The 26,211-nt window shown below is 47.7% G+C and carries 10 protein-coding genes; 6 read left to right on the top strand and 4 right to left on the bottom strand.

The genetic code is table 11. From position 1 onward, the window contains the following. Positions 1–93 precede the first annotated feature (93 nt). Positions 94–702: a porin family protein gene (locus AB0L18_RS00220; RefSeq protein WP_367390572.1), complete on the top strand. Its 609-nt coding sequence runs from the start codon at positions 94–96 to the stop codon at positions 700–702. A 76-nt stretch (positions 703–778) separates the two neighbouring features. On the opposite strand, the gene AB0L18_RS00215 is transcribed toward AB0L18_RS00220, so the two are convergent. The 3 genes from AB0L18_RS00215 to AB0L18_RS00205 all read right to left on the bottom strand — a co-directional run bounded on the left by AB0L18_RS00215 (position 779) and on the right by AB0L18_RS00205 (position 14,725). Beyond that, a complete protein-coding gene (locus AB0L18_RS00215; RefSeq protein WP_367390571.1) occupies positions 779–4,438 on the bottom strand; it encodes a reprolysin-like metallopeptidase in 3,660 nt (1,219 codons plus the stop codon). A 106-nt stretch (positions 4,439–4,544) separates the two neighbouring features. Further along, positions 4,545–4,937: a methionine-R-sulfoxide reductase gene (locus AB0L18_RS00210; protein WP_367390570.1), complete on the bottom strand. Its 393-nt coding sequence runs from the start codon at positions 4,935–4,937 to the stop codon at positions 4,545–4,547. A 446-nt stretch (positions 4,938–5,383) separates the two neighbouring features. Next, positions 5,384–14,725 (bottom strand): choice-of-anchor I family protein, encoded by a 9,342-nt coding sequence (locus AB0L18_RS00205; protein ID WP_367390569.1) that lies wholly within the window; start codon positions 14,723–14,725, stop codon positions 5,384–5,386. 430 nt (positions 14,726–15,155) lie between these two features. Here AB0L18_RS00205 and AB0L18_RS00200 point away from each other — a divergent pair, with 430 nt between their 5' ends. The 4 genes from AB0L18_RS00200 to AB0L18_RS00185 all read left to right on the top strand — a co-directional run bounded on the left by AB0L18_RS00200 (position 15,156) and on the right by AB0L18_RS00185 (position 23,457). Continuing rightward, on the top strand, positions 15,156–16,250 hold the full coding sequence (locus tag AB0L18_RS00200) for a 6-phosphofructokinase (protein ID WP_367390568.1): 1,095 nt from the start codon (positions 15,156–15,158) through the stop codon (positions 16,248–16,250). A 78-nt stretch (positions 16,251–16,328) separates the two neighbouring features. After that, on the top strand, positions 16,329–18,137 hold the full coding sequence (locus tag AB0L18_RS00195; protein WP_367390567.1) for an ATP-binding protein: 1,809 nt from the start codon (positions 16,329–16,331) through the stop codon (positions 18,135–18,137). A 120-nt stretch (positions 18,138–18,257) separates the two neighbouring features. Next, entirely contained in the window at positions 18,258–21,893 is a 3,636-nt protein-coding gene (locus tag AB0L18_RS00190; protein WP_367390566.1) for a reprolysin-like metallopeptidase, read from the top strand. 619 nt (positions 21,894–22,512) lie between these two features. Then, the gene (locus AB0L18_RS00185) at positions 22,513–23,457 is read left to right on the top strand and encodes a fasciclin domain-containing protein (protein ID WP_367390565.1); all 945 of its coding nucleotides are present in this window, start codon (positions 22,513–22,515) and stop codon (positions 23,455–23,457) included. 164 nt (positions 23,458–23,621) lie between these two features. Here AB0L18_RS00185 and AB0L18_RS00180 read toward each other — a convergent pair whose 3' ends face one another. Then, the gene (locus AB0L18_RS00180; protein ID WP_367390564.1) at positions 23,622–24,806 is read right to left on the bottom strand and encodes a methylmalonyl-CoA mutase family protein; all 1,185 of its coding nucleotides are present in this window, start codon (positions 24,804–24,806) and stop codon (positions 23,622–23,624) included. A 226-nt stretch (positions 24,807–25,032) separates the two neighbouring features. On the opposite strand from AB0L18_RS00180, the gene AB0L18_RS00175 reads away from it, so the two are divergent. Next, positions 25,033–26,208 (top strand): cysteine desulfurase family protein, encoded by a 1,176-nt coding sequence (locus AB0L18_RS00175; RefSeq protein ID WP_367390563.1) that lies wholly within the window; start codon positions 25,033–25,035, stop codon positions 26,206–26,208. Positions 26,209–26,211: the final 3 nt, after the last annotated feature.

Raw genomic sequence — 26,211 nt, 5'->3', positions numbered from 1 at the left:
GTTTGTATTTAGTTACAGGGCTGATACATCATTTTGAGAACACAAGCATTTTAAGTTGGCTCAGGCCAATTTTGAAGACTAAAAAAAACATCCATGAACAAGCTACCTGTATTGCTAATCACCACCATTTTTTTAATCCTAACGGGTTCTTTATTTGCTCAGAAAACCCTTTCGCTGGGGCCGCGATTAGGGGTGAATTTCTCCTCTTTGGTCGGCGATGATGCCAACACCGATACTCAGACGGGCTTGGTGCTTGGGCTGACTTCTACCTACAGTATTAATGAGAAAACAGGGTTGGGCGTAGACCTGCTCTACTCTCGTGAAGGAGCGGAAAGTAAGATTGGCGAAATCAATACCCACTTGGACTATATTCGCATTCCTGTTACTTTTCAGTATTTCTTCCGGGGTTGGGAAGACGATTTTCGGCCTAAAATTTATGCGGGTATTGTACCTGGCATTTTAGTAGGTGCCGAGGTTGGCGGAGAAGATGCCAAGGATCAAACCAATGGTTTCGATCTGGCAGGAACGCTCGGTTTAGGTTTTAACTACCGACTAAGTGAAGGTGCCAGAGGCGTTTGGCTTAATACCGATTTACGTTACCAACGAGGTTTCACTTCCGTACCTGAAGCTGATGATTTTGAAATCTTCAATCAGACCCTTCAGTTTAGTGTTGGTGTAGCCTTTGGTTTAGATAGCCAATAATCACTAAGGAAGCAATAAAAAAAGAGGCTGATCAAATGCTTGATCAGCCTCTTTTTTATTTTCAAGTACCAAGTACCTATTCCACCACCACTCGTTCTACGTGTTGGCCAATCTGAACAAGGTAGATACCCGCAGGCAAATTACGCAAGTCCAGCTGCTGCTGTAGGGTGCCTTTTGCAATTTGTGTCTCCTTGAGCAGCTGCGCTTGTAGGTTATATACGCGCAAGCGATAATCCTGGCTTGTAGCTTCACTCCATTGTAGTGTCACCTCCCCTTTGGTAGGGTTGGGGTACATACGGAAAGCTTCGGCCGCGGACAGGTTTTCGTTACTGGTCACACAGGCATCTAGGATGTCAATGGTGAAGGTAGTTACGGGTAAAAAACCGCCAGTACCGTCCTGTACTACAAAGGTAAAGTTGTCTTCTGTTACCGAATTGTCGGTGTTCAAGTAAAAAACGTTACCAGCGTCCAATGATGACTGACGGAAGATATCTCCCACAAACAATTGCTGGTCGAGGAAGTAGAGTTCTCCTGCTGTTGGCTCAGAGACAACAGTGTACTCCAACTCAAAAGCATTCTGGGTAGCATCTTCAACAGCCAAAAATATGCCAGTGATACTGCCACTTTCATTAGGCTTTACGCAAAATTCTTCATTGCGAACAACCATCGGTGCATCCGGAGAAGAAGCGGCACAGAATTCAATGGCCCATCCATCGATGGAACCTGGCGAACCGAAGCCAGTTTGGAGTACTTTTACTTCCAACTCCCAATCTCCCTGGCTATCCTCACCAATAAATGCCGCCAAAGCTTCCGTCGGAATATAGGTAGACTGATCCGTAGGGGGGCACTGGATGGTTTGCGGGGCATCATCGTCAAAGCCTACGTTTACACGGTCAGTGGTGAAACAATCACCATCGTAAAGCAAGACTTCTGTTCCTTGCGGGCTACGCAGACGAATCTGGAAATTTTGGATCGGCTGGTAGCGAACGTTCAAGATCGGAATATTGATGTCGCTGATTGTCCCTTGAAAATCGATGCTAATCGTAGAAATAACGGTTGGTAAGGGTCCCTGCCCAGGAATGTTCTTAGGCGTATCCGTAGCCGTAGCTCCTTCACAAATAGCATTTTCCGTATGGAAAGTGGAAGGCGAAGACCAATCACCTGGGCCACATTCGTTGATAGGGCGAATGCGCCAAAAGAATAAAGTGTTGGCTTCAAAGAGTACTGTTGGTGTATAGCTTGTTTCTGCTAGTGCCAATACTTCGTCTATAATATTATCGCCAAACTGTGGGCTGGTAGCAAGTTGGAAGTCATAAGCTAGCGCATTCGGCAAGTCTGACCATGAAAAGTCAGTACTCAGGACTATGCCATTGGTGCCTTCTGCAGGTGATAATAATTCCAGCGCACTGAAGTCATTGTTGTACACTTCAATATCAAAAACACGATAGGTAGTGTCTTCGTCTGCTGTTATAGCACGTACTTCTACGGAAAGTAGACCATCGAAGGTACTACCGGAAAAGTCCAGTGTTAGGCTGGTTCCTTCACCAGGCTGGAGATTGGTCGCTTCGAAACCAGCAACAACACCATCAGGTAGGGTAGAGGTGATGTCTAGCGTAATGGTACTATCGTAATCCAGAATGGATGCGGTGACAAATTCTACACTTGCCGTACTTTCGGGTACACAGATTTCCTGAAACAGTGGGCTGTAATCAAGGGTGTAACCAGCTTCTACCGCAGGGACGATGCTAAAGTCCTGATTTGAAATATCAAAAAAGATATTGTCAGCAGCATCAATCCGCACGCGTGCATCATTGGTAATTGCATTAGGCACCGTCACAAAGGCAGAGCCATCATTTGGCGTATTGGCCAGTAAAGTGATCGGATAGGTGAAGCCACCATCAGTAGACAAACGAATATTTACGCGCTGGCAATTTACCAGAGCACCGTCGGTATTAGCCACGTCCCAGGTCACTTCCGTATAGTCGCCAACGTTCCATTGTGCGGCCCCCGTATTCGGAGAAGTCACCCGGAATGGGCCAGCCTCAGCGGTTGCTAAAAAAGAAACGGCAGCCCAGGCCACACCACCACTTGTGGGGTGGTTGTCGCGTACGGCACAACGGAAATTCATACTACGGCTATAGGTCGGCAATACCTCTGCATTGTCAGAAGTATTGTTGATGATTTTCGTTAACAGAGGGAATACCCGCGTTGGAGAGGGTGTCGGGCTAAAAGAACGGAAAATGGGAGAATTGCCTACTGGAGAGCCAGGAAACGGACCATAATCTCCCGCTTCTTCGTCGTAAGGGTAGCTTGGGTTGGTATCGCGTTGTTCCCAGCAATAAGTAAGGTCTTCCTCTTCCATATCAGCTGCACTGGCCGTCAGTTGGAACGGTGTGCTGATTGGAATATAGAAACCGTTTTCGTAATCTACGCTTACTTCCGGAATAGTATTGCCTTCGTCAATGGGCATCGCACAAGCATTACCATCGTCGGTGCGGGTGTAAGCGAAAATTTGCTGTAGCGAAGTTTGGTTGTAATAATCGCTAGAGTTATTGGCAATATTGTAGCCAGCAGGGCAGATACCTGCGTAGCCCATGATGGTTGTTCCTCCACCGGGTTCAACGGCTGTATCAACACTTACATTTTGGCAACCACTCTGTACGTGAGTTGCACCAAACTGGTGCCCCATTTCGTGGCAAAGAATGTTAATCACAAAGGGGTCTCCTTGTGGGCTAGATCGGGTAGACGTCGCTCGTCCTTTTCCCATGGCCCGACAAACACCCTGAAGTTGCGCAACACCCTGCCCACTGCTAGGTCCCGTACTAATTACGTGCCCAATGTCGTAAGCTGCACTACCCACAATACCATTGAGAACACCCTGGTTGGTATTCAGCATTTCGTCCGTCTGGTTGACGTAAGGATCAGTGGCAGGATCTAAAAAGATCAACAAATCATTATTGGCAATCAATTCTAGCTGGATGGCCATCTCACGACCAAACACCTCGTTCACACGGTTGACAATGGTCACTATCGCAGCCATCGCCGACTCGGTCGTTCCGCCGTGGAAGTTGCTGAATTCTCCGGTACACGCCATAGCTAGCCGGTACTTGCGCTGTACAATACTTGGCCCACCAGCAGTGGTCTTGTCTTGTTGGGTAATCACTTCGGGCGAGGCATAAATTTCTTCAATATCAAGTCCTTCTCCGTTGCCATCAACCTCGCAATTGAATCCACTCCACAGCTCGTTATCGATGTTTTCTTCTACATAATAACTCACGTAGTAGCGGTCGTCGTTGAGCGCATAAGGGTCGATATAGATAGTACCACTCGTTGTTCTGATGGTGGCATGCAAGCCCTGGTAGGTCCAGCCTACCCGTCCACCTAGAATACCATTCGTCAAGTCTGCCAGTATTTCATAGGTCTGAATACCCGGAAAACGTGCTGCCAATTCAGGAGCCATTACCGATACCGGTTTGATCGACAGCGTCAGTGTTTTGTCATCAGGGGTAGGGAGCGTCACCTGGCGTACATTTTTGTGGGTCGCCAGTAGCGTGGAGGTGAGGGCACCTGGGGCCAATTCTACCAAGCGGTAGTTGGTCGCGAAAGTTTGCGTGGTCGTTCCTGGAGCCAAATCCAATTGGGTTGCTTGCCGATTGGTCCAAATACCGGGGTTTGTTTGTGACCAGCCGGTAGAGAAGACCATCACAAGCAGTAGAAATAGTATACTACGTTTCATGTATTAAAGCATTAATTTAGTTTCTTCGAGGAAAGATAGCAACTAATTGCCGAGCACTACCCGTAAATCAGCGAATTTGTAAGTTACTGCACTTAATCAACAGGGTCTACTCCTTTTTTTCGACATCTTCTCGCTTCACAAATTTGATCGACAGCGAGTTCACACAGTGGCGAGTATTCTTCGCCGTCAAACGTTCTCCTTCAAACACATGGCCCAAATGGCCACCACAATTAGCACAGACTATCTCCACCCTGCGGCCATCAGCATCAGGCACCCGGCGCACCGTATCGGGCAGCTCGTCATCAAAGCTAGGCCAGCCACAGCCCGAGTCAAATTTGTCATTCGCATCGTAAAGCGGCGCCTCACAACGGCGACACACGAAAATGCCGTCGGCCTTAAAGTTGTTGTACTCCCCCGTAAAAGGCCGCTCCGTGCCTTTGTGCGCAATCACGTATTCCTCTTCTTTGCTCAGCGTATTCCACTGTTCTTTGGTCTTCATAGATTTTATTTTTCTCTATAAACAATAGGAGATAGAAAAAGATTAATTCTTTGGGGCCATGCCGTCTCCCAACTGCTCCGCTCCGTAGGGGCGGGTTCAAACCCGCCCCTACGGAGCGGAGCAGTTGCTACTACTACCCCTCGTCCAGTCCTCTCCGAGGCCCGCGCTCCAGCCTCCGGCCTGCGCGCTTATCGCCGGAAGGGTTGGGTAAATCGGGCAAATTCATGAATTCACCCTGTAAGCTCCTCCTTAAATCCCCGTTCGGCGTTGGCTGTGCCTACGTCGCTGTATTCCGTTGTCTATGCCTACTTCGCAAAATTCCGGTTTGTGTAGTCTGTTTAAGTACAAAAAAACAAAAACGGCGGCACCCCGAAGGATACCGCCGCCTGTAATCGTATTTATCGGAATAGAGCAAATTCACATATTTGCCCTATAACCATCCATCATTACTTTACAGCAATCATCTTCTTGGTTGCAGTGAACTCACCGGCAGTTACCGTGTAAGTCAATACACCCGTTGCACCTTGGATCATCTCCTTGGTCAAGTTGATCGTGTTGTAACCAGCTGCGTAATCACCACGTACTACAGTCAGTACGCGACCACTAGCGTCGCTGATCGTTACGGTTGCTTCTGCATCCGCTGGCAAGTTGAAACCGATCAAGGTTGTTGCTGCGAATGGGTTTGGCGTGTTCTGGTATACTTCGAAACCTGCTACGGCAACTGCTCCGTTAGAGAAGTTTACGCCTACGTTCATGGTGTTACCATTTCCGTATGCTTCAGCAGCAGTGTAACGGCTAGATACGTTGATTACGTCACTCAACTCAGCATCCACTGTTGGGCGGATTACCAGGCTGAACAATACGTCCTCAGAAGTAGCTTTACCGTTCCAAGAAGCAGTGATCTGACCTTCAGCAGCGTAACGCATACCGAAGTTCTCAGCTGTAGCTACACCGTACTCGATGTCTACCAACTCTGCTCCGTTCAAGTTCAAGGTACCCTGGAAGCCTTCTACTGATGCCATATCAGCACCACGGAATGCTACCGTGTATACGTTACCAGCTTTCACGCTTACGTTCTCTACTTCGAAGTTGAACTGACCGTTCAACGTACGATCGTCACCAGCCAAAGCATTGGCTTGTGCAGAACCGTTTACGTCACCAATCTTAACACCTACGAAGTCGGCAGTCAATACTGCTTCAGGTAAGTTGTTAACGTTAGCTACTTCTGGGAATTCAGTGAACCATGGGTTGTTTGCTACTGGGAATACAAAGTCTGCATTCACAAAGCGCCAGCTCGTGTTGTTCGCGAATTCCGTATCAATGTTCAAGATCAACTTACGCAACTGGATCATATCCAGGGTAGTGATCGTCTCTGAGTTGTTAACGTCAGCTGCGATGTACTTGTAAGGGCTGTTCAAAGGCTGTACGCCCAAGATGTGCTTGCTCATCAGTACAAGGTCAAACGTAGATACGCCGTTCAAGAAGTTTGCATTCAGGTAAGGAGCTACAGAGTAGTCACCTCCTGCAGGCAATACAAAGCTGAACGTTCCATCAGCGTTGGTCGTCATTGTGGCAACGTTTCCGTTAACACTTACTTCCACAGCTTCTACCGTTTCGTTGTTTTCTGTAGCGATAACACCCTGGATAGTTCCAGTGCCACCAACGCCACAGTCAACGTGCTGCTGTACCAGTACATAGGTCTCACAGTAATCGTAGTTACCATCTTCGTCGAAAGCGTATACGTATACTACTGTCGTAGCTTCGTCATCCTGCGTCAATACCAATCCAGTATCATCTGGGCTTGGTACGAAGTTAGGATCAGCTTCTACATCTGCTGCACGGTAGATAGCGTACTTCGTCACGCGAGGTAGACCACCGAACAGTTCTGGTCCCTGACCAGTACAGTCACTGATTGGTGAACCTTCGAAGTCAGAAGCCCAGATTGCCATTGCACAACCACCTTCTTCTTGTGGCATCAAGGTTACGGTCAAGCCGTTGATACATACTGGTGCTGGTCCTTTGCAGTCGATCACATCGAACACGATGGTCTCGCTGGTCTGGTTACCACAACCGTCCTCAAACAATACGCGTACTGCGTGGTAGATGTTATCTCCCATTGCAGAAGTAATGATTGGGAAAGTACCTGCGAATACGTAAGTACCGTCACCGTTGTCGGTGATGTTACCCAATACGTTCAAGTCTGCTACGAATTCGTTCGACTTGATGTCGCCGTCGCCGTTAGCGTCTACTGCGAAAGCATCAAGCTCAGCAGATACGATGCTTACCACCAGGTTACCTGCTCCGTCAAACAATTCACACTCGTCAGATACACTGAACGGAATGCTTACTGCTTCTTCACAGTTGCCGTCGTCATCACCAAACTGACCAGGAAGCAGGTTAGGACAGTTAGCCGTTGGGCCACCGTACTCTCCCACTGCTACCACTGGTGCGGTAGAGTCGTACACTTTCACGAATTGCGTGTAGATGTAGCGACCGTAGTTGCGACGACCAAACTGGTCAGCAGGAATACAACCAGGAGTGTTGCCTGGGATGTTGTCATAGATCACATCAGCGATGTCAGAATCTCCGTCACGGTCATTGTGGCGGCGATCGATCACTACGCTGTACTGGATACCGGGTTGAGGATCAACTTCGTTATCACAGTTGTTGTCTACTGGGCCGAAGCCACTCACTACCCGTACTACTGGGCGCTCGTTGCCTTCTACCGCACGGTCTACAGGCAGTGCCTCACCGTCGTCTTCGGTCATGCGAGGAAGAACAAGTCCTTCGTACTCACCATCCCAAACACACCAGTTGATTACATCGTAAGTGATGGAGAACTTGTAGCACTCATCACCCGTAGCAGAGAAGATCACTGGCTCACCAATGTTCACACTCAGTACATCACAACCTACTGCAGTAGTAATGATTGTTGGTACATCAGGATCGCCACAATCAGCGTCAGCATCTTCTGGGAAGTCGATCGTGAAGTCGTGTACTTCCGTGATCGTGATCAGCTGGCTACAGCTGTTCGTCGAACGGAATACTTCGTTGATGTCGATGGCTCCGTTGCCGTTAGCATCGCCCTCTGGGCGCAATTGCCAAGCTTCGAAACGACGCGTGATGGTTCCCCAACCACAATCGTTAACCTGCAAGTTTGGCGTACGCTCTACGATGGTATCCACCGCACAGTTGTCTGTACCGGTAGCACCGCCGAAGATCGCGCTCATCATGGTAGAAGTAGCAGCAAAGTCTTCGTCGTAAGCCGTAGCAATATCACCAGGGAAGGCCAGTGGCAGATCAGAACAAGTCAAGGTGACTGGTGCTGGTGCGTAGCAGAATGGGTTCAATTTATCTTCTGGAGTAACAACTTGCCAGCAAATGTTGGTGTTGCCAGCTTCGTCGGTTACCCGTAGTTCAATCGTGATTTCGTTGTCGATATCACAGCAGTAGAAGTCTACAAAGTCGCCCCATGGGCTCCAGCGGCTGGCACTTGCATCACAAGTGTTGTTGCGCCAGTAGTTACGACGTACTTCCAAGGTTACTTCACCACAGTTGTCGTTAGAACCTTCGTCCACGTCCGCAGCGAAGAGGCGCGCGATACCTTCGATACCGTTGGCTACATCACCACCACCGATGGATACGTTGATGTCGTCGTTACAAGAAGCTGTTGGCTCGATGTCGTCGGTAACCACTACTGTGTATTCTTCACAAGTTTCGTTACCACAAGCATCTTCGGCACAGATGATCAGGGTGTGCTCACCAATTGGTGCTGATACTACATCACCGTCACACAAGTCACCACCAGCGAAGAATGATTCGCCGAAAGCAAGTACGGTGTAAGTCGTACCAGCTACGCTTGAACATCCGTTGCCGTCAGTAAGGGTAGGACATGGAATCGCTACGTTCGCCAAACAGCTGAATGGTGACGTAGATACGTTGATTACGTTAGGAATACCAGAAATAACTGGGCCAGTAGCATCAAATACTTTGATCAACTGCTGAAGGGTACCAGAACCGCCTGGGTTACACCAGTCAATGATGTTCCACTCACGACGGAGCTTGTAAGTACCTTCACAAACAGTGATACGTGGCTCATCAGAGTAAGATGCGCCGATGTTACAGTAAATCTGATCAAGATCGTAGAAACCAAATGCCGTACGCAACCATGGGTAGCCAGATGCAGATGGGTGAGGGTTGCCATTCGCATCAACTGCGAAATTCTCGTCACACTCCAGAGGAGCTACAAATGGTGGGAATACCAAGTCGCCAATCGTTGGCTTACGGAAGGTAATCGTCTGTGTACATGCTACTACGCGAGGAGCACCAACACAGGCACCGTCGTAACGGTCTGAGACCGTGAAGGTACGCGTCAGCGTTACATCACCACAATCACCTGCAGAGCTTACTGCATCAGAAAGGGTTACTTTCACCGGACCACAGTTGTCGCTAACTACAGGGAAACCAGTCAGGTTTACTTTTGCAATGAAAGCATTCAAAGCAGCAGTGCTACCTCCAAAGAAGGTGTTACGTGTAGCTGTGAAGTTCAAGGTACCATCTGCACTTGCAATCCATGACTGAGGCGTCTGGAAGCGGATGAAGTTGATATCGTCACATACCAAATCACGGGTATCGGTAATATTTACAGGGGTAAATTCTGGACCAGAAACACCCGTGTTGTTATCAGAATAGATGCTTACCGTCCAGTTACCAAACTGCGTCGTCAACCAGTTGGTCAATACCAGGGTATAGGTTGTGTTAGGCAACAAAGGCAGGCTCAAACGTAGTGCTGGATCGAATGGGTTACCTCCAGGTACGAAAGCATCGTCAGAAGAACCGATGAGGTTCTCACAGGGTGCTGTAGGATCGAAACCGCCCTGGAACAGGAACATGCTTCCATCACCCCATGCAGTTTCCATCAAGATCGTGTATACGTCAACAGGAATAGCAAAGTCTGGCGTAGTGAAAGTTACTACGTCATAGTTGTGCACACCGTCAGCCAGGAAGCCCTGGTTCAAACAGCTGTAGTTGTTGAAGTTCAAGGTTGCATCAGCAGCATTGAGGTTACCACTTGCTTGGTGAGCAGCATAGTCCTGCGTTACAGTACTTTTGTTCGCTGGGCAAGTAACTACTGGGTTGGTCTTGTCTTCGGCGAAGAGGTTGCCCCAGCAGGTGTATACAATTTCGCCAGCAACAAAGACGTCTACCGAGTAAGTATGTGCACCACAGCCAGAAATCACGGCAGTGTTACCACCATCAACGGTAACGATGATTTCGTCAGCACAAGCAAAAGAGCCCGTTAATACCATTTGAGGGGTAATCACAGTAGAACAAGCTTCGCCGAGCGTTACATTAAGATCGGCAACACAACCTACATCCAAGCTTCCTACTTCTACTACTACTTGAGCCGTCTGAGTACAACCAGGGAATGCAGCAGTTGTTCCGCCATCAGGAGAGATGCCACCATTGGTATCAGCAGCTCCATCGTAAGTCAAGACAATGGTATGCATGCCTGCTCCTAAAGCAACTGGGTCAAATTCGGTAGCAGCTTGGCCATTAATGGTGAAACTAATCGCGTCAGCTCCTAAATTTTCGAGATCACTCGCCCCTAGTGTCGTTGCTTCTTCGAAGTTGCAATAGATAGCATCGAGAATTGGATCAAAAACAGGATTAGGATAAGCACAGTTGTTACTGATTGTGAAGGTTCCTCCTGTTGCGTTACCCACAACAAATTGCTCTATAGTAATTGTGTAGCCTTGGTTTTCGACAAATACAAAATCAATGGTGTAGTAACCGGTAGTCGGATCATAAGTCAATGGCTCTTCTCCAGCGAATGGGGTGCCATCACTTTGGGTGCCTACCATCGGCACATTATTGGCATCCGTTCCACCAGTAATACTTACCACCCGGAAATCTAGACCAGCAGGAAGTGCGGTGCCGTCAATACCAGTAATGGCTACTTGCTCCGCAAACTGGCCATCGTCGCCCCCCGTGTTGTTGTCAAAGTCAAGAACAGTAGCATTGTCCAAGCAAGAACAAGGATCAGAAATAGCAATATCCCGCGCCAAGGCAGGAACCACGAAAATCGTTTCCATTACCGTAGTAACACAACCATTTTCATCGGTTACTTGGGTTTCAAGAATTACTGTTCCTGGCTCTGTTACTTGCGTAGCGTCTAGAATAGGATTTGCAGTATCACCGTCGTAAAGATTCACTTCGCTAGCAGCAGTTCCACCAGTAATGGAAGCACTATAAGCCGTGTAGACACCAGACCCTCCATTAGTAAGGATGGTTACCGGGATAATGCCTGTTTCTTTGTTATCAGTAACGGAGAATGTAGATAATGTGCCAGATTCTTCACTGGCAAGTAATACGAGGAAACCATCTGTAGGATTGTTGTTAGGATCAACCACAACGATAGATTCTGGAGCGATGTCTCCTACATCCGCGCCAGGAACGTAAGTTACAAAGTAAGGCGCAACAGGGTCCGTGATGTTGTAAACTGCAAACCCACCAGCCGCACGTTCAAAGATTACGAAAGCATAAACAGAACCACCAATCTCTTTGATGGCAATGCCTTCGGGCTCAATCCCCTTATCGTCAGAACGTTCGTCAAACGCTGCCTCGTCGCCATCATTGGCGTTGAAGAAGGTAGGCGTAATCAGGGCTGAAATATTGCCCAGGTCGCTGCCTGAATCGAAGACAAGATCACCAGTAGTTGCATTCCAGATCGAGAAAGAACGCGCTCCGAAAGAAGTGATTTGGTCATAATCACCATCTCCATCAAGATCACCTTCGGTAGTCGTGACGGTGAGACGCCCTAAGTTTTCGTCAAGCTGCAAATCGCCAGCATCAGGGTAGGCCGCTGGATCCAAGTCCAGATCATCACCACGAGCCTCCTCAGAGAAACCGTCGTAATCACGCGCATCTCCTTCGTTGGCAGATACGATGTACATTTGGCCATTAGCAGTGTAACATTCAATACCATCAGGTTGGTACATGCCCACGGCTGGCCAGTTTTTGATATTGATACCATCGTCACGGTTGCTGGCGTCAAGGTCATTGCCGGGTTCGCAATAAGCTTTCAGTCCCAGACCGAACAGGCTCGTTACAGTGGCACTAGCAATGTCCACTACGGCAATCAGGTTGTTTTCCTGACAGGTAACAAAAGCAGTCACTCCGTCGTCAGTAATCGTGATGTACTCAGGCTCCAAATCCTGCGCTACGGTAGCACCGGGGCCGAAGATACGACCGCCATCCGCCTCAATAGCGGCTTCCGTACCGTTGAATGCGGTGAAATCAGCCGTCATGACGGTAGCTGATCCAGCACCACCACTCAGGTCAATGATGGAAATGCTGCCTTCGGGGTCAATAGTGTAATCGCTACTAGGTTCACCTTCGTTAGCTACCAATAATTTGGTGCCATCGGGGGTGAACTTCACCATGTCTGGCAATGCGCCAACCGTAACGGAATTAAGGAAGTTACCGTCCACATCAAAGAAGAGGATGTCACCCGGCATTTGGGTGTTATCATTAGGAACGGCAGCAGCGATGATACCATTGCTGTAGGCCGTGCTTGACACTTCGTCGTTAGAAAAGCCTAGGCTGGTAGGAGCGATAGTCATTATCAAACCAGGTGCGCTAGGGTCACTGAGGTCGACTAATTGAAGCCCATCACCACTGGTGACGGCGGCGGTATTGTTGTCAGGAATATAAGCTACAATTTCTGCACCGGCCAATTCCAGCATGGCTTCGCGAACAAAGCTTAATTCTTCGATTTGCGGGATCACTGTAGGGTTGTCATTCTCCACGATGAGGACGCGTGAAACTTCACAATCATCAACGCCCACGGCTTGGATCATTACAGTATAGCAGTCCTCTGCCAGACCGCTAGCCGTGTTTTCGGTACTAAAGGTTTCGCCACCATCGAAAGAATAGAGGATACCGTCGCAGGTAAGGCAAGAAGCCATTACGGTGATGCTACCATCGCCTTCGCCGACACACGATTCGTCAACAATGATGAATTCATCGAAAGTAATATCGCAGCAAGGAATGTTCTCATTAGCAGCACCGATGGTGTTTTGGCAGGTTGCTACCCAAACGCCATTGATCAGTTGGAGGGAGCCTTCTTCCGGGGTGTCGCCAGATTCGGCAACGCCCACATCAGTACTCTCGATATCTACCGCTGGACCGTCAATTGCGGTGAAAACACCTTCGTAACTGAGAAATTCGATCAAGTCACCGTCACAAGAAAGCGCCAACCCGTCGGGAGCGCCATTTTGGATACCATTAGAAGGTAATACAATAGAATAGTAAGTAAAGGTGCCGTCATCATCACCTTCAATAAAGTCTGTATCTGCCAAGGTATAGGAATCGTAGGCCGCACCATTACTGGCATTGTACAGGGTTAGTGTGATGGCATCAACCGCACCGTCGTAAGTATTAGCGATAGCAATTTCTACGAATTCGTTTACGTCGGTTCCCGCGTTATCGTAGTGAAACTCATTGATGAAAGCTTCTCCTGCACCGGGGCATTCTACTGCCATGGCCGCATTGGGTTCACCTTGGGTATTGAATCCAAGGGTATAAGTCCAGACGCCATTAATCAATTGGATGGAAGAACCAAGTGGAGCTGTACTTGGCTCAGAGGTGCCAATATCTGTACTGGTTTGACCATCTGCATCACCACCTACTGCCATAAAAGGATTGCTTTCGTAGCTTAAAAATTGGAAAGCTAAACCATTACATGAAAGTGCTAACCCATCAGGTGCGCCGTTTTGGATACCGCTGATCTCTTTGCTGTAGTAGGTGAAAGTACCATCGTCTGTTCCCGCAGTAAAGGTGCTTAGATCGTGGGTTCCATAGCTGCTGCCATTACTGCCGTTGTAGAGTGTAAGTACAACATCGGAGAGATTGCCACTAAAACTGTTGGCAACGGCTACTTCTACAAATTCGCCTGCATCACCGCCATCGTTGTCGTAGTGAAATTCATTGAGGAATACTTGTGCAACTGTTGGACAAAGAACTGCTCCACTGGTTATCACAATATTGTCGAAAGCAAAGGCTTCGCTTCCGCCATCATTGGTCGCCTCGAAATGCAGATACAGCACTGCTCCAGTACCCGTTAGGGCAGCGGCAAGGGTTTGGAAATTTTCGTTCAGTAAAGTACCACTCATAATGAGTGGATCATCCAAGGTAAACATATCTCCATCTTCCAGCGTATAAGTCTGGCTAGCCGCTTCATTCACAGAACTTGTAAAGAGCGGTGTGAAATTGATGTTGTCAAAAGAATAGGAAAAATTGAAGATATCTCCACTGGCTTCAAAATCCCCCATGGCTGCCATGTCAATCGACACTACCAGATCGGTAAGATTGTCAATTTGGAATGCCCAATCGACGGTGCCCATGCCAGTGGTGTTGTCTGGATTATCCAGGTCGACGACGCCAAAGAAATTTCCGTCCGGATAGCTACAGGTGATGAACCCTTGGTTATCACTGGGAAAAGGAGCCCCGCCTCGGCAGGAGGCATCAACAGAATCATCGGCAAGCGCAAAAGGTAAGCCTGTAGGATTACCTGCTCCCGTTTGATCGGAAACATTGAACATGTCTCCGGCGGACATGAAGGTTGAACCGTCAGGATCGATCATCTGACTGTTCATGTTTAATGGCGAATCAAAGTCTTGACTGGCAATAACTGTTTGAGACTGAACAGTGGCAGTGACTGTCAGACTCAATAGCAATGCCAAGAAAAAACCGAGAATCGCCGTAGATGGTACATCTACTCTCATGAGATTAAAGATTTATGATTAAAAAAACAGAATAAACATAGCAGGGCTTTAGCTGGCGAGAAGCCTGCTGAAGCATTTTTTTGATTACCAATACTGTAGCCGATAAACTGCCCGAATTTGGGCTAGAACTAAGTCGTCTTGCGCCAAAAATAGTAGATGAAAATGGTTTGCTAGGTATGCCAAATGACGAATTAAGCATACTTATTCAAAACTTAACATGTGTTTTACATAAACAGAGAAGGGAATAGATTTGTGGAGCAATAGGCGTCAGGATGAAGGTGGAGATAGGATTAGAAAGATTAAATTAAGACCTGATAAAGCTGACAGAAATCACCTTGTTGCTTAAGCTTTACCAACCCCTGTTCCCACAATTCCATCTATCTTAGCATCTTGCAAAACAGAAATATTTAGGAGAATCAACAAAAAGGTGATGAAAAGAATCCTCGTAGCCACTGGAGGTGGTGATTGTCCCGGGCTCAATGCCGTGATCCGTGGACTCGTAAAAGCAGCAAAAACAGCAGGTGATTGGGAAGTATGGGGCAGCAAAGAGGCCTTTAATGGCCTGATGATTAATCCCCCTGATTTGGTAAAACTCACCCCCAAGCGCGTTGCGGGTATTCATGTGCGAGGAGGAACCATCATTAAGACGACCAATAAAGGTAACCCAGTTGCCTTTCCGGTCCTTCAGGAAGATGGATCGGTGGAGCTGATAGATCGTAGCCAGGAATTGAAGACAAAACTGGAAGACCTCGGGTTCGATGCTGTCGTAAACATAGGCGGTGATGGGAGCCAGCGAATCTCCCAGCATTTGTATGAGCAGGGGGTACCGATTATTGGTGTCCCTAAGACCATTGATAACGATTTGGGGTCGACGGATTATACCTTTGGTTTTTCCACTGCCGTGCAGATTGCTACCGATTGTTTTGATAAATTAGTCACCACTGCGGAAAGTCATCACCGGATCATTATTATGGAAGTGATGGGGCGTGATGCGGGATGGATCGCTTTGCATACCGCCATTGCTGGTGGGGCGGAAATTTGTCTGATTCCAGAAATACCTTACAGCGTTGAAAAGATCAAAAAAAAGATTGATAAGCGCTACAATAAGGGGAAAGGATTCATGAATATTGTGATCGCCGAAGGTGCGAAAGCAATTGATGGGGAGGTCGTTGGTGAGCTTGCTGTCGATGCTGGCGACCCACATCTAAAACTGGGTGGGATATGCAATTCTCTGCGTTATGAACTCGAAAGAATGGGCTGTCAACCTCAGATACGCACCACCGTACTCGGGCACATTCAAAGAGGTGGCACGCCGATAGCTTTTGATCGTATTCTTGCCACGGCAATGGGCGTAAAGGCTTTCGAATTGGTCGCTGCTGGTAAGTTTGGGGAGATGGTATCTTACCAGAACAACAAATTTGTTAGCGTACCACTGAAAGAAGCAATAAAAGCCAATAAAATGGTTACGCCCGACCATGAGTTGGTTCGGACGGCCCGAGCGATCGGTATATCTTTTGGTGATTAATTTGTTGTCAAAGCCATATTTTATGTATTACCTTTATGCTTAACAAGTTGTGATGTATTAACCAGTGACGGCCATTTCATGCTTAATCACCTGTCGACAGATTGGTTTACGCTCCTCAGTGGGTTTGCTATTTTTATTATGGGCCTGCGGGTCTATTGGTTGGATACTAACCGAAGAATGTACCAGGCCTTCATGGCTACAACGCTGCTGCTTTTTATCCAAAACTTGTTTTTCTTTGAAATGGAGTCGGTTGATACCTTGGCTAAAGCCATCCAATTACGTCGCTGGCAGGAAAATGTTTGGAATCTTACGGTGGTTTGTATGCTGGGCACCATGTGGTTTTACGCCAAGCAATTTGCGCCCCGGGAGATGAAAAAATGGGAGCGTTCCTGGTTGTTAATTGCCCTCCTGTTTATTCCTGGTTTTATTTATTTACAAGGTTTTACTATACATGGGCATGGTGAGCTTATGTACAACGAGGCTGGTCGGTTGGCGTTTACGATAACAGCGTACTCTTGGTACTATCTCTTTAGATTTGTAGGGGTATTAGTGACCTATGGACTATGCATCTATCTCTCTTATCTTCCTTATCACTATGCTTTCAATACCTCTACCCGAGGAATACGACTAGCCATTTTTTTTATTTTCTCTTTGGTGATGGTGGGCTCTTTTGTGCAAAACTATCTACTGACTTATTTCTTCCAAATTCCCAGTTTACTCAATGAAAGTATCAATGTTGCCATCGGCGGACTTTTTACGGGGTTGATGATTATCAATCTCCAGCTTACAGATTTGCAATCGCAGCACGCTGTTCCTAATCTTTTGAAGACGATGACCAATTGGTTTATTTTGACCGATGAAGACTTTCGGATCAAGCAAGTCAATTCGGCTTTTTTGGAACAGATGGAAGGAACAGCAAAATCCTGGCAAGACATTAAGCTCGATCAAGTCTTTAAGGGGGAAGACTGGGAGTTCACTAAAAACCAGCTCCTGGGTTTAGCCCAAACAGAAAGAGGGCATTATGAGACGAGCTTGTCAGTAGGTAGTCAAAGCAATTACCTTTTGTTTTTGGTAACACCCATTTACAAGAAATTTTTAGGCTTGTGGGGTAATCGCAAACGCGGGTACGTTTTTGTGGGCACCGACCTTACCCAGTTTAAAACTTCTGAAGCTCAAATCATTGCCTATGCTCAGGATTTGGAACTCTCCAATCAGGCACTTGAGCGTTTTGCTTTTATTGCTTCACACGATCTAAAGGAACCCATTAGGAATATTGGCAGTTTTGCTGGCTTACTTCGCCGACGCTTAGCACCAGAAAAAGATTCTGAAATTGACGATTTTCTCAGTTTCATTGAGCGCAATGTACAGGGAATGAATCGCTTGATCGAAGCGGTAATGACGGTTTCTCGCCTAGGGCAGGAAGGCCTTTCTTATGAGCCCGTAAACCTGGCTGCAATGATCAAGGAAGTCAGTGCAAGATTGTGGAATGAAAGTCAGGACAAACAACTGGCATTAAGCTTGGAAGGTAATGTCCAGATAAAAGGCGATGAAGAGTTACTCCAGCAGCTGGTTCAAAACCTGTTGGAAAATGCGTTGAAATACAATGAGTCCGCACAACCCCAGATGATGGTGAAGATGATAGCAGAGGACGCTTCGGATTTTGCCCAAGTTTATTTTGAAGACAATGGTATTGGAATCCATAGCGAGTACCGCGAGCAAGTTTTTGAGATGTTCAAACGCTTACATTCCCGAGCCGCCTATTCGGGTACAGGTATTGGGCTAGCTATCTGTCGTAGAATTGTGGAATTACATGGAGGAGAGATATGGATTGAGGATGCTACACACAGCCCTGGAGCAGCATTTGTTCTGCGACTACCTGTAGTGTAGGTTTTTTCTTCTAGTAATTAAACGACATAACTTCATTTTTCACGGCTAATGATGGCAACTTCTTTTACATTCGCTGTAAGTTTTACTCATATAAGGTTACTAAGTTTTCAAAAACGTCTTATGAAAATAATAGCTACTGTTTTTATTGTTTTTTTTGCAAGTTTGGGCTTATCTGCTCAGACGTTTGCCTTTGTAGAAGAATCACAAATTCAATTGGAGGCAAACACCGATGTTAATTTGCCTCTGGCCGAATATGCTACGCTTACCGCTGGCTTGAATGAGCTTCGGCAGGAGCTGCTTAACGCGCCGTTGGAAGTGGCCTTGAGCCTGCCAAAATCAACTGCTGAAATCCAGCTGCCTTTGCCAGACGGTTCCTTTCGCAGTTTTCGGGTAGTAGAAAGCCCGGTAATGCCCGAAGCATTGCAGTCGCGTTGGCCACAAATTCGTACCTACCGTATTCAGGACGTAGCAGCCCCGCAGTATATGGGGCGTTTATCCGTTACGCCCTTGGGCATTACGGCTACTTATACTTCATACGAGGGGGAGGTGTTTCTGGAACCTTACGCGATGAATCAGACTACTTTTCACGTAGTTTATTACAACCACGATGTGGTCTTGACACCTGAAGAACTTCCCCAGCTGGCTTGTGGTTATGAGCCTTCGGAAACCGAAGCTCCCAAACCCATTGCAAACAGTGGTGAAACAACAACAGTAGGTGAGAAAACAAACTCACCAGCCAATATCAGGGAGTACATCATGGCCCTCACCTGTACTGGAGAATACGCTGCCCAGAAAGGAGGCACGGTAGAAGCCGTCCTTAGCAGTTTTGTCACAGCTATTAACCTCGCCAACGCTACCTTTGAAAGAGAGGTTGGTGTACGTATCCGTTTGATTGAAAACCAGGAACAATTGGTTTATCTCAATGCCGGGACGGATCCCTTTATCAATGCTGATGAAGGTGGAGAACTGTTGAGCCAGGTACAAGGGGCCATCACTGGTGCTGGTTTTCCTACCACTGCTTATGATATGGGGCACGTCTTTACCAGTGGTTGTACCGACGTAGGCGGAGTCGTAGGAGGACAGGTTTGTACTTCAGGAAAAGACCGGGGCGTGACTTGCCACTACAGCAATAACATCGCTTCCATCATTCGCCGGGTATTTACTCACGAAGTGGCCCACCAATTCGCAACCGCTCACTCCTGGAGCAATTGCCCAGGCAATTTAGGACAGCTTGCTACTGGTTCTGCTTACGAGCCAGGCTCTGGTACGACTATCATGTCTTACGCTGGTTCTTGTGGTAACCAAAACGTAGCTTTTGATAACGACGATTACTACCACGGACACAGTATTGAGCAGTTTACCTTCTTTACCCGCGAGGGTACTGCTTCAGCTTGTGCAACAGTACTCCCTTCCGATAATACGGAACCAAAGCTAACGCTCAACTATACCGATGGCTTTTATATTCCTATCAGCACTCCTTTCGAGTTAAATGCCAGCGTAGAAGATGCAGAGGATGACCCGGTTACCTATTGTTGGGAACAGTTGGATTTAGGACCTATCTCCGACTTGGGCACTCCTGTAGGATCTTCTCCTTTGTTTCGAAGTTATCCACCCACTACGGTTTCCAGCCGTACCCTGCCGCGTTTGGTAGATCTATTGAACAACAGCTCGACGACCACCGAAGTATTGCCTACCTATAGTCGTGCCATTACCTTCCGTTGTACCGTGCGTGACAACAGTCCTGAAATTGGTGCAACGGTTTGGGAAGATGTTGCTTTTAGAAGTACGTCTACCGCAGGCCCATTTTTGGTCATGTCTCCTAATGATGGCAACGAAGTTTGGCAGGTAGGCGAATACCGGGAAGTGACCTGGGATGTTGCCAATACTACCAATGAACTGGTAAATTGTCAGTTGGTCAATATTCGCCTGTCCAATAATGGTGGACAAACTTACCCTTATACCCTGGCGACGGAAGTACCCAATAATGGAAGTGCTTTTGTTACCGTACCAGAAGTAACAGGCAATAATATGCGCATCCGGGTGGAAGCGGCCAACAATATCTTCTTTGATATTTCTAATGCAAATTTCCGCATCGAGGCAGCTACCGTACCTACTTATACCGTAAGCTATGGCCCCGTTTTCCAGCAGCTCTGTTTGCCAGCGGCTACCACGGTCGACTTCACCAGCGGTTCGGTGCTTGATTATGCTACTCCCATCAACCTGAGTATCAGTAGTGAACTGCCCGAAGGCATAGTTGCTACTTTTTCCAACAATGATTTCGCTCCCGGTGAAGGAACCAGCTTACAGCTTGATTTCAACAACCTGGAGAATTACGATGGTCCATTGGAAATACAGGTGGCAGTTGCTACTGCCGATCTGGACACCAGCTACCGAACCCTTTATTTTGAGTTGATCGATAACGATTTCAGTGAGCTAAGTCTGCTATCGCCCGCAGAGGGTACGGCGGGGATCACCCTCGGGACTACTTACTCCTGGACGCCACTGCCGAATGCACAATTATACGATTGGGAGCTTTCCGATGATGCAGGCTTTGCAAATATTATTGAAAGCCGCTACGCGATTCCCCAGACGGAAGTTGCCCAAGTGACGCAGCTCATCAATAACGATCTCTTTTTCTGGCGGGTTCGTGCTATCAATGAATGTGGGCCAGGCGAATGGCAAGCTCCTCAGGTCTTCCATACGATCAATGTGCTTTGTAACCAGCAATTGGCGGAAGATACGCCCGTCACGATTCCTGGCACTGGTACGCCGCCAACGGTAACTTCACAGGTGTTTGTGCCCTTCGATGGTATCATCAGCGATGTCAACATTCCTTACCTGAGAGTGCGTTACCAGCCTATCCAAAACTTCTACATCTCGCTGATCAGCCCATCCGGAACGGAGGTACGCCTTTATGATTCCAGTTGTTTTTCTTCCGATGAGGTTGCCATTGGCTTCGATGATGAAGCACCTAACGATATCATCTGTCCACCAGACGATGGTATTCTCTTCCGTCCGGCCGAAGCCCTCTCCGCCTTTGATGGCGAAAGCAGTCAGGGAATCTGGACCTTGAAAGTGAAAGTCAATACCACTGGATTTGGCTCACCAGGGCAAATTGCTACCTGGGGATTGGAGTTTTGCGCCGCTGGCAATGCTGCTGCCCCGGCTCTATTGACCAATGATACCCTCTTTGTACCCCCACTGATGAGCAACCCTGTTACCAACGACCTGCTCCAGGTTACGGATACGGAAGAAGGTCCCTTTGATCTTACTTACTCTCTGATCAGCACACCGGGCCACGGTAAGTTGTACATCATCGACCAGGAATTGTCGCCAGGGAGTACTTTTACCCAGGGAACGATTAATGCGGGCAACCTCCGTTACCAAAATACCGATCCAGATGCCATCAACGACGCCTTTACCTTTGTGGTAGAAGACGGTACGGGGGGCTTCCTTCCCACGCAGCGTTTCGATATTAAAATCGACGAAAATGCTGTTGTAAGCACGGAAGAAATCAGCGTTGGTAATCAATTTTTGTTGTACCCCAACCCTACGAGCGACAAGGTCAACCTCTTGTTACCAAGCTTCAGCAACCAAGATATGCGCCTCCGGGTATTCAATATCAGCGGGCAGTTGTTGCTAGACGAGAAAGTAGCCGCCGGTACACTACAACATGAATGGACAACCGCCGCTTGGCCCAACGGAATTTACCTCGTACAGCTGGGGGGCCATACTTTGAAACTGATCAAACAGTAAAGCAATTAGCGAAGTCGGAAGTCGGAATTGGGAAGTCGGAAGTATTGGGATACACGTAAAGATGAAGTACAGCGGTGCCTTTTTCTTTACAGGAATACTCCCTCCCTTCCGACTTCCCAATCTCACTAAGAACTTCTGCACAAGACGTAAGAGGCTGTCATTAAACGTTTACACTTTTACACCCAGGCTGTACAATCTGGTGCTTTTCTGATGCGACGAATTTTAGCACTTTCTTGGCAGGCTCAATTGCTATGAATAAGGTGTACTTAGCCAGGTTGCTCGGGCTTTGGCCTAGCCATCCCTTCGAGGCAGTTCACACTTATAGTACTGAGAGAACTCGTTGCGGGCTAAAGCCACGCGCAACCTAATTTACCATCAGATTGAACACCCTTCTTTTACGCCCTTCCAATCAACTTCATAAAATACTCCTACAGTATTTCCCACTTCCCACTTCCGATTTCCCACTTCCGATTTCCGACTTCCCACTTCCGATTTCCGACTTCCCCTCTCTCTCTTTGTCAGCCATCCGCCATTTGCCAAAATTGGCTTGAACAAAAAAAACTAAGCCTCTGTTTCCCTACCGTAAACTTTCTAAATACAACCAAAAAACAATCTTAAGATGAAAGTGCATTCGTATGCTTTGAGCATCCTGATGGTGTTCACCCTGTCCCTTAGTTTCCTTTCTTGTGATGATGACGATGCGATGGAACCAACCATTGTTGAATTTGCGCAAGACAATACCAATTTTAGTATCCTTGTTGATGCGCTTACGGCTGCCGGTTTGGTAGACGCGCTCAATGATCGGACGTCTTCCCTCACGGTTTTTGCACCCACCAATGCTGCTTTTGAAGCATTTCTGACGGCCAACAACTTTGTGTCTTTAAACGATGTGCCTGTTGACCTGCTGCGTACGGTACTCCTGTACCATGTATTACCAACGGAAGAGACTTCCAGTAAACTGACCTCTACCTACTACAACACCCTGGCGGAGTACGCGGATGGCGAACCGCTCACACTTTATATCAATACCAGTGGTGGGGTGAAAATCAACGCTGCTATCGACGTTGCTGCTGCGGATGAAGAAGTAGCCAACGGCGTGATCCACACCGTAAATGAGGTCATTGAACCAGCCAATGTGGTCACTTTTGCTACGGCTGATCCTACCTTCAGCAACCTGGTAGCGGCATTGACGCGTACCGACTTGACGGCAGATTTTGTCAGTATCCTGTCCGGTGATGGTCCGTTTACGGTTTTTGCACCTACCAATGCAGCTTTTGAGGCACTATTGGCTTCAAATCCAGATTGGAATACTTTAGCGGATATCCCCGTAGCGACCTTAGAGACAGTGCTGAAGTACCACGTAGTCGCAGGTGCTAATGTTCGTGCTGCCGACATTGTGAGCGATGCGCCTGTAACAACCTTTGAGGGTTCTACCTTCTCTATTAGTTTAGCGGGTAGCGCACCAGTGATCAATGCAGGTTCTAATACTGCAACGATTGTCGCTACAGACGTACAGGGCACAAATGGCGTAGTACACGCGATTGATACGGTACTATTGCCCTAATTAGAAAAAACAGTTTTGTGATTGCACAAAGTTGTGTCGTTCGGCCTTGCTTCTCGCTTTTGCGGAAGCAGGGCCGTTTTAGTATTTTTCCATTAACCAGATGATCGCCAACTTTTAAACCCTAAAAACCCTTACACTGTTACACCCTTCCAACCAATGCCCCCTTAAAGATTCTCCAATTGCAGAAAACCACCTTGTGCTTCAATCTGCTGAAATTTGTGCCAGGCTTGTTCACAAAACTGTTGGGTGAGGTGCTCAATGTAGTAACTGCCTGCTGCCGGGTCTACGACTTGATCCAGGTGGCTTTCCATTTGCAACAAATGCTGCACATTGCGGGCAATTCTTCGGGTGAAAGAGCTGCTTTCACCCTGTATACGCAAATCTGCGGGTGGCAGGTACAAAAGATTTGCTCCACCAATGACCGCCGACATGGCTTGGGTAGCGGCTTTGATCATATTGTACTCGCGTTCGTCGGTTTGGGTTTCTTCGGCTAGGTGGGCAGCGATAGGGGGCAGAGGTGCCTCCTCCAGACCAAAACCATTAAGTACATTGGCCCAAAGGATTTTTAAAGCCCTGATTTTTGCTATTTCAACAAAATAACTGGTACTGATAGCCACCGAAAACTGTAAGTGCTGGTTGGTAACCGCTGCGGGAATTCCCTGCTCCTCCATGGCGTTGAGGTAGGTAGCTCCTTTGGCGATCAGCAAGGCCAGTTCTCTACTGGTGTTTTCGATGCCGGTGTGGAGCGTCAGCCCGTTCACCTGCAAAACTTTGAAGTTGGGTGTGTGGCGTTGGGCAAATTTCAAGACCCGCGCTAAAGCAGTAAAAGGCGGCTCCGACCAGTCGAGCAAGGGGTCAAAATCCATCGATCCGTAGATGTCCGCCAGCTTAAGGTTGCGCCTTCTGGCGTAGTAGATAAGGTTGCGGAACAATTCAGCGGGATCTTTTCCGGGGTAGGCAGGCGCAAAATGTATTGAAATAAAAGAAGGTTCAATATTCGCCAAAAGTACCTCTAACTCTTCCCTGCTAGGCAAGTGATGAAGATGGAACAAGGGCGCATTTACCCCACCTAATAAACCCTCTAATGCTTGCGCGTTGGCCGCTTCGGGCTTGTGTACGAAGAGGTATTCTCCGATCGACCAGCTGTTGTTGTTGCGCCCTGCGCTGAGTGTTTTTGAAGATGGCAAGTTGTCTTCAGGTCCAAAAGTAGCCGCCAACCTGATCTGTTCCTCCAATTGCCATTCGAGTTCCTCTAGCGGCTTTCCTTTGAGGTCTCGCGTGATTTTTTCCAACCATTCTGCTTTGGTGGGGTTAGAGAAGTCGGAGAATAGTGAAGAAGTGGTGGACATAATCGGAAAGTTTGATTTGGTGGTGGGCTATTTGTGTTTTTTGCGCAATACAAAGAACAGCACAAAAACGGATGGAGGCTTCGTTTTTCAAATAGTAGGCAAAGCGTTTCATTTAAAGCGTGTCTACTATTTGAAAAACCTAAGAGAAGGCTCAAGGTGTTTTTTGCGCAATACAAAGGTATTGAATTGCCACTAAATTAATTGTTGGAATACTTATTTTTGTCTTATGAAACAACCAATGATCTATCTGGATAATAGTGCAACTACGCCTACAGACCCCCGGGTAGTAGAACAAATGTTACCTTACTTTTATGACTTGCCAGGAAATGCTGCCAGCCGAACCCACGCCTACGGCTGGCAAGCAGAAGAAGCTGTAAGTAAGGCCCGTCAGCAAGTAGCTGGATTATTGGGCGTAGATAAATCTGAGATCGTTTTTACCAGTGGTGCCACTGAAGCCGTCAACTTGGCGATCAAAGGGGTTTACGATACTTACCAACGCAAAGGCAAGCACCTCATTACCGTGAAAACAGAACATAAAGCGGTACTGGATTCCTGCCAATGGTTGGAAGAAAGAGGTGCAGAAGTCACCTATTTAGAGGTAGATGAGCAGGGGCGAATAGATCTGAAGGAACTCGAAAATGCGATCCGGGAAGATACCATTTTGGTGGCCGTTATGTGGGCCAACAATGAAACCGGGGTCATCCAGGATGTAGCAACTATCGGCGAAATTTGCAATCGCAGAGAAGTATTCTTTTTTTGTGATGGTACCCAGGCCGTTGGCAAAATACCAGTTGATCCAGTTGCTATGGGAGTTCATCTCCTGGCCTTTTCGGCGCATAAGATGTACGGCCCTAAAGGTGTCGGTGCCCTCTATGTACGGCGCAAGAATCCTCCCGTAAAACTCACTGCGCAGTTGGCGGGAGGTGGGCATGAAAGAGGGCGGCGGTCCGGGACCTTAAACGTACCCGGTATTGTAGGCTTTGGTGCAGCCGCAGCCTTGGCCCAGACCGAAATGATGGCCGAAATAGAACGTTTGTCCAGTTGGCGTGATCAACTGGAGATAAAACTACTGGAAAGCCTGGAGCGGGTAAAAGTAAATGGAAGTCAGGAAATGCGCCTCCCTCAAATCACCAACCTTTGTTTTGAATACGCAGATGCCGAAGATGTGATGAGAACCTTCAACCAGGTTTTGGCGGTTTCATCGGGGTCGGCATGCACCTCTGCGTCACTTGATCCTAGTCATGTGCTCAAAGCCATGGGATTGAGCAGTGACCAGGCCCACGCCTCGCTGCGACTGAGCTTTGGCCGGTTTAACCAGGAAGAAGATGTTGATCGGGTTACGGCGGCCATCGTCAGTGGCGTGAATAGTGTGCGGGCGGATAGTCCGTTGTGGAGGCAATAATAG

Origin of the sequence: Lewinella sp. LCG006, assembly GCF_040784935.1 — a bacterium.
Lineage (GTDB): Bacteria > Bacteroidota > Bacteroidia > Chitinophagales > Saprospiraceae > Lewinella.
This window is presented reverse-complemented; position numbering and strand designations above follow the sequence as displayed.

What these genes read in the sequence shown, in the direction of transcription:
- AB0L18_RS00205 (WP_367390569.1), bottom strand. Translation starts at nt 14,725, where the DNA reads ATGAGAGTAGATGTACCATCTACGGCGATTCTCGGTTTTTTCTTGGCA.
- AB0L18_RS00210 (WP_367390570.1), bottom strand. Translation starts at nt 4,937, where the DNA reads ATGAAGACCAAAGAACAGTGGAATACGCTGAGCAAAGAAGAGGAATAC.
- AB0L18_RS00175 (WP_367390563.1), top strand. Translation starts at nt 25,033, where the DNA reads ATGAAACAACCAATGATCTATCTGGATAATAGTGCAACTACGCCTACA.
- AB0L18_RS00215 (WP_367390571.1), bottom strand. Translation starts at nt 4,438, where the DNA reads ATGAAACGTAGTATACTATTTCTACTGCTTGTGATGGTCTTCTCTACC.
- AB0L18_RS00190 (WP_367390566.1), top strand. Translation starts at nt 18,258, where the DNA reads ATGAAAATAATAGCTACTGTTTTTATTGTTTTTTTTGCAAGTTTGGGC.
- AB0L18_RS00180 (WP_367390564.1), bottom strand. Translation starts at nt 24,806, where the DNA reads ATGTCCACCACTTCTTCACTATTCTCCGACTTCTCTAACCCCACCAAA.
- AB0L18_RS00220 (WP_367390572.1), top strand. Translation starts at nt 94, where the DNA reads ATGAACAAGCTACCTGTATTGCTAATCACCACCATTTTTTTAATCCTA.
- AB0L18_RS00200 (WP_367390568.1), top strand. Translation starts at nt 15,156, where the DNA reads ATGAAAAGAATCCTCGTAGCCACTGGAGGTGGTGATTGTCCCGGGCTC.
- AB0L18_RS00195 (WP_367390567.1), top strand. Translation starts at nt 16,329, where the DNA reads ATGCTTAATCACCTGTCGACAGATTGGTTTACGCTCCTCAGTGGGTTT.
- AB0L18_RS00185 (WP_367390565.1), top strand. Translation starts at nt 22,513, where the DNA reads ATGAAAGTGCATTCGTATGCTTTGAGCATCCTGATGGTGTTCACCCTG.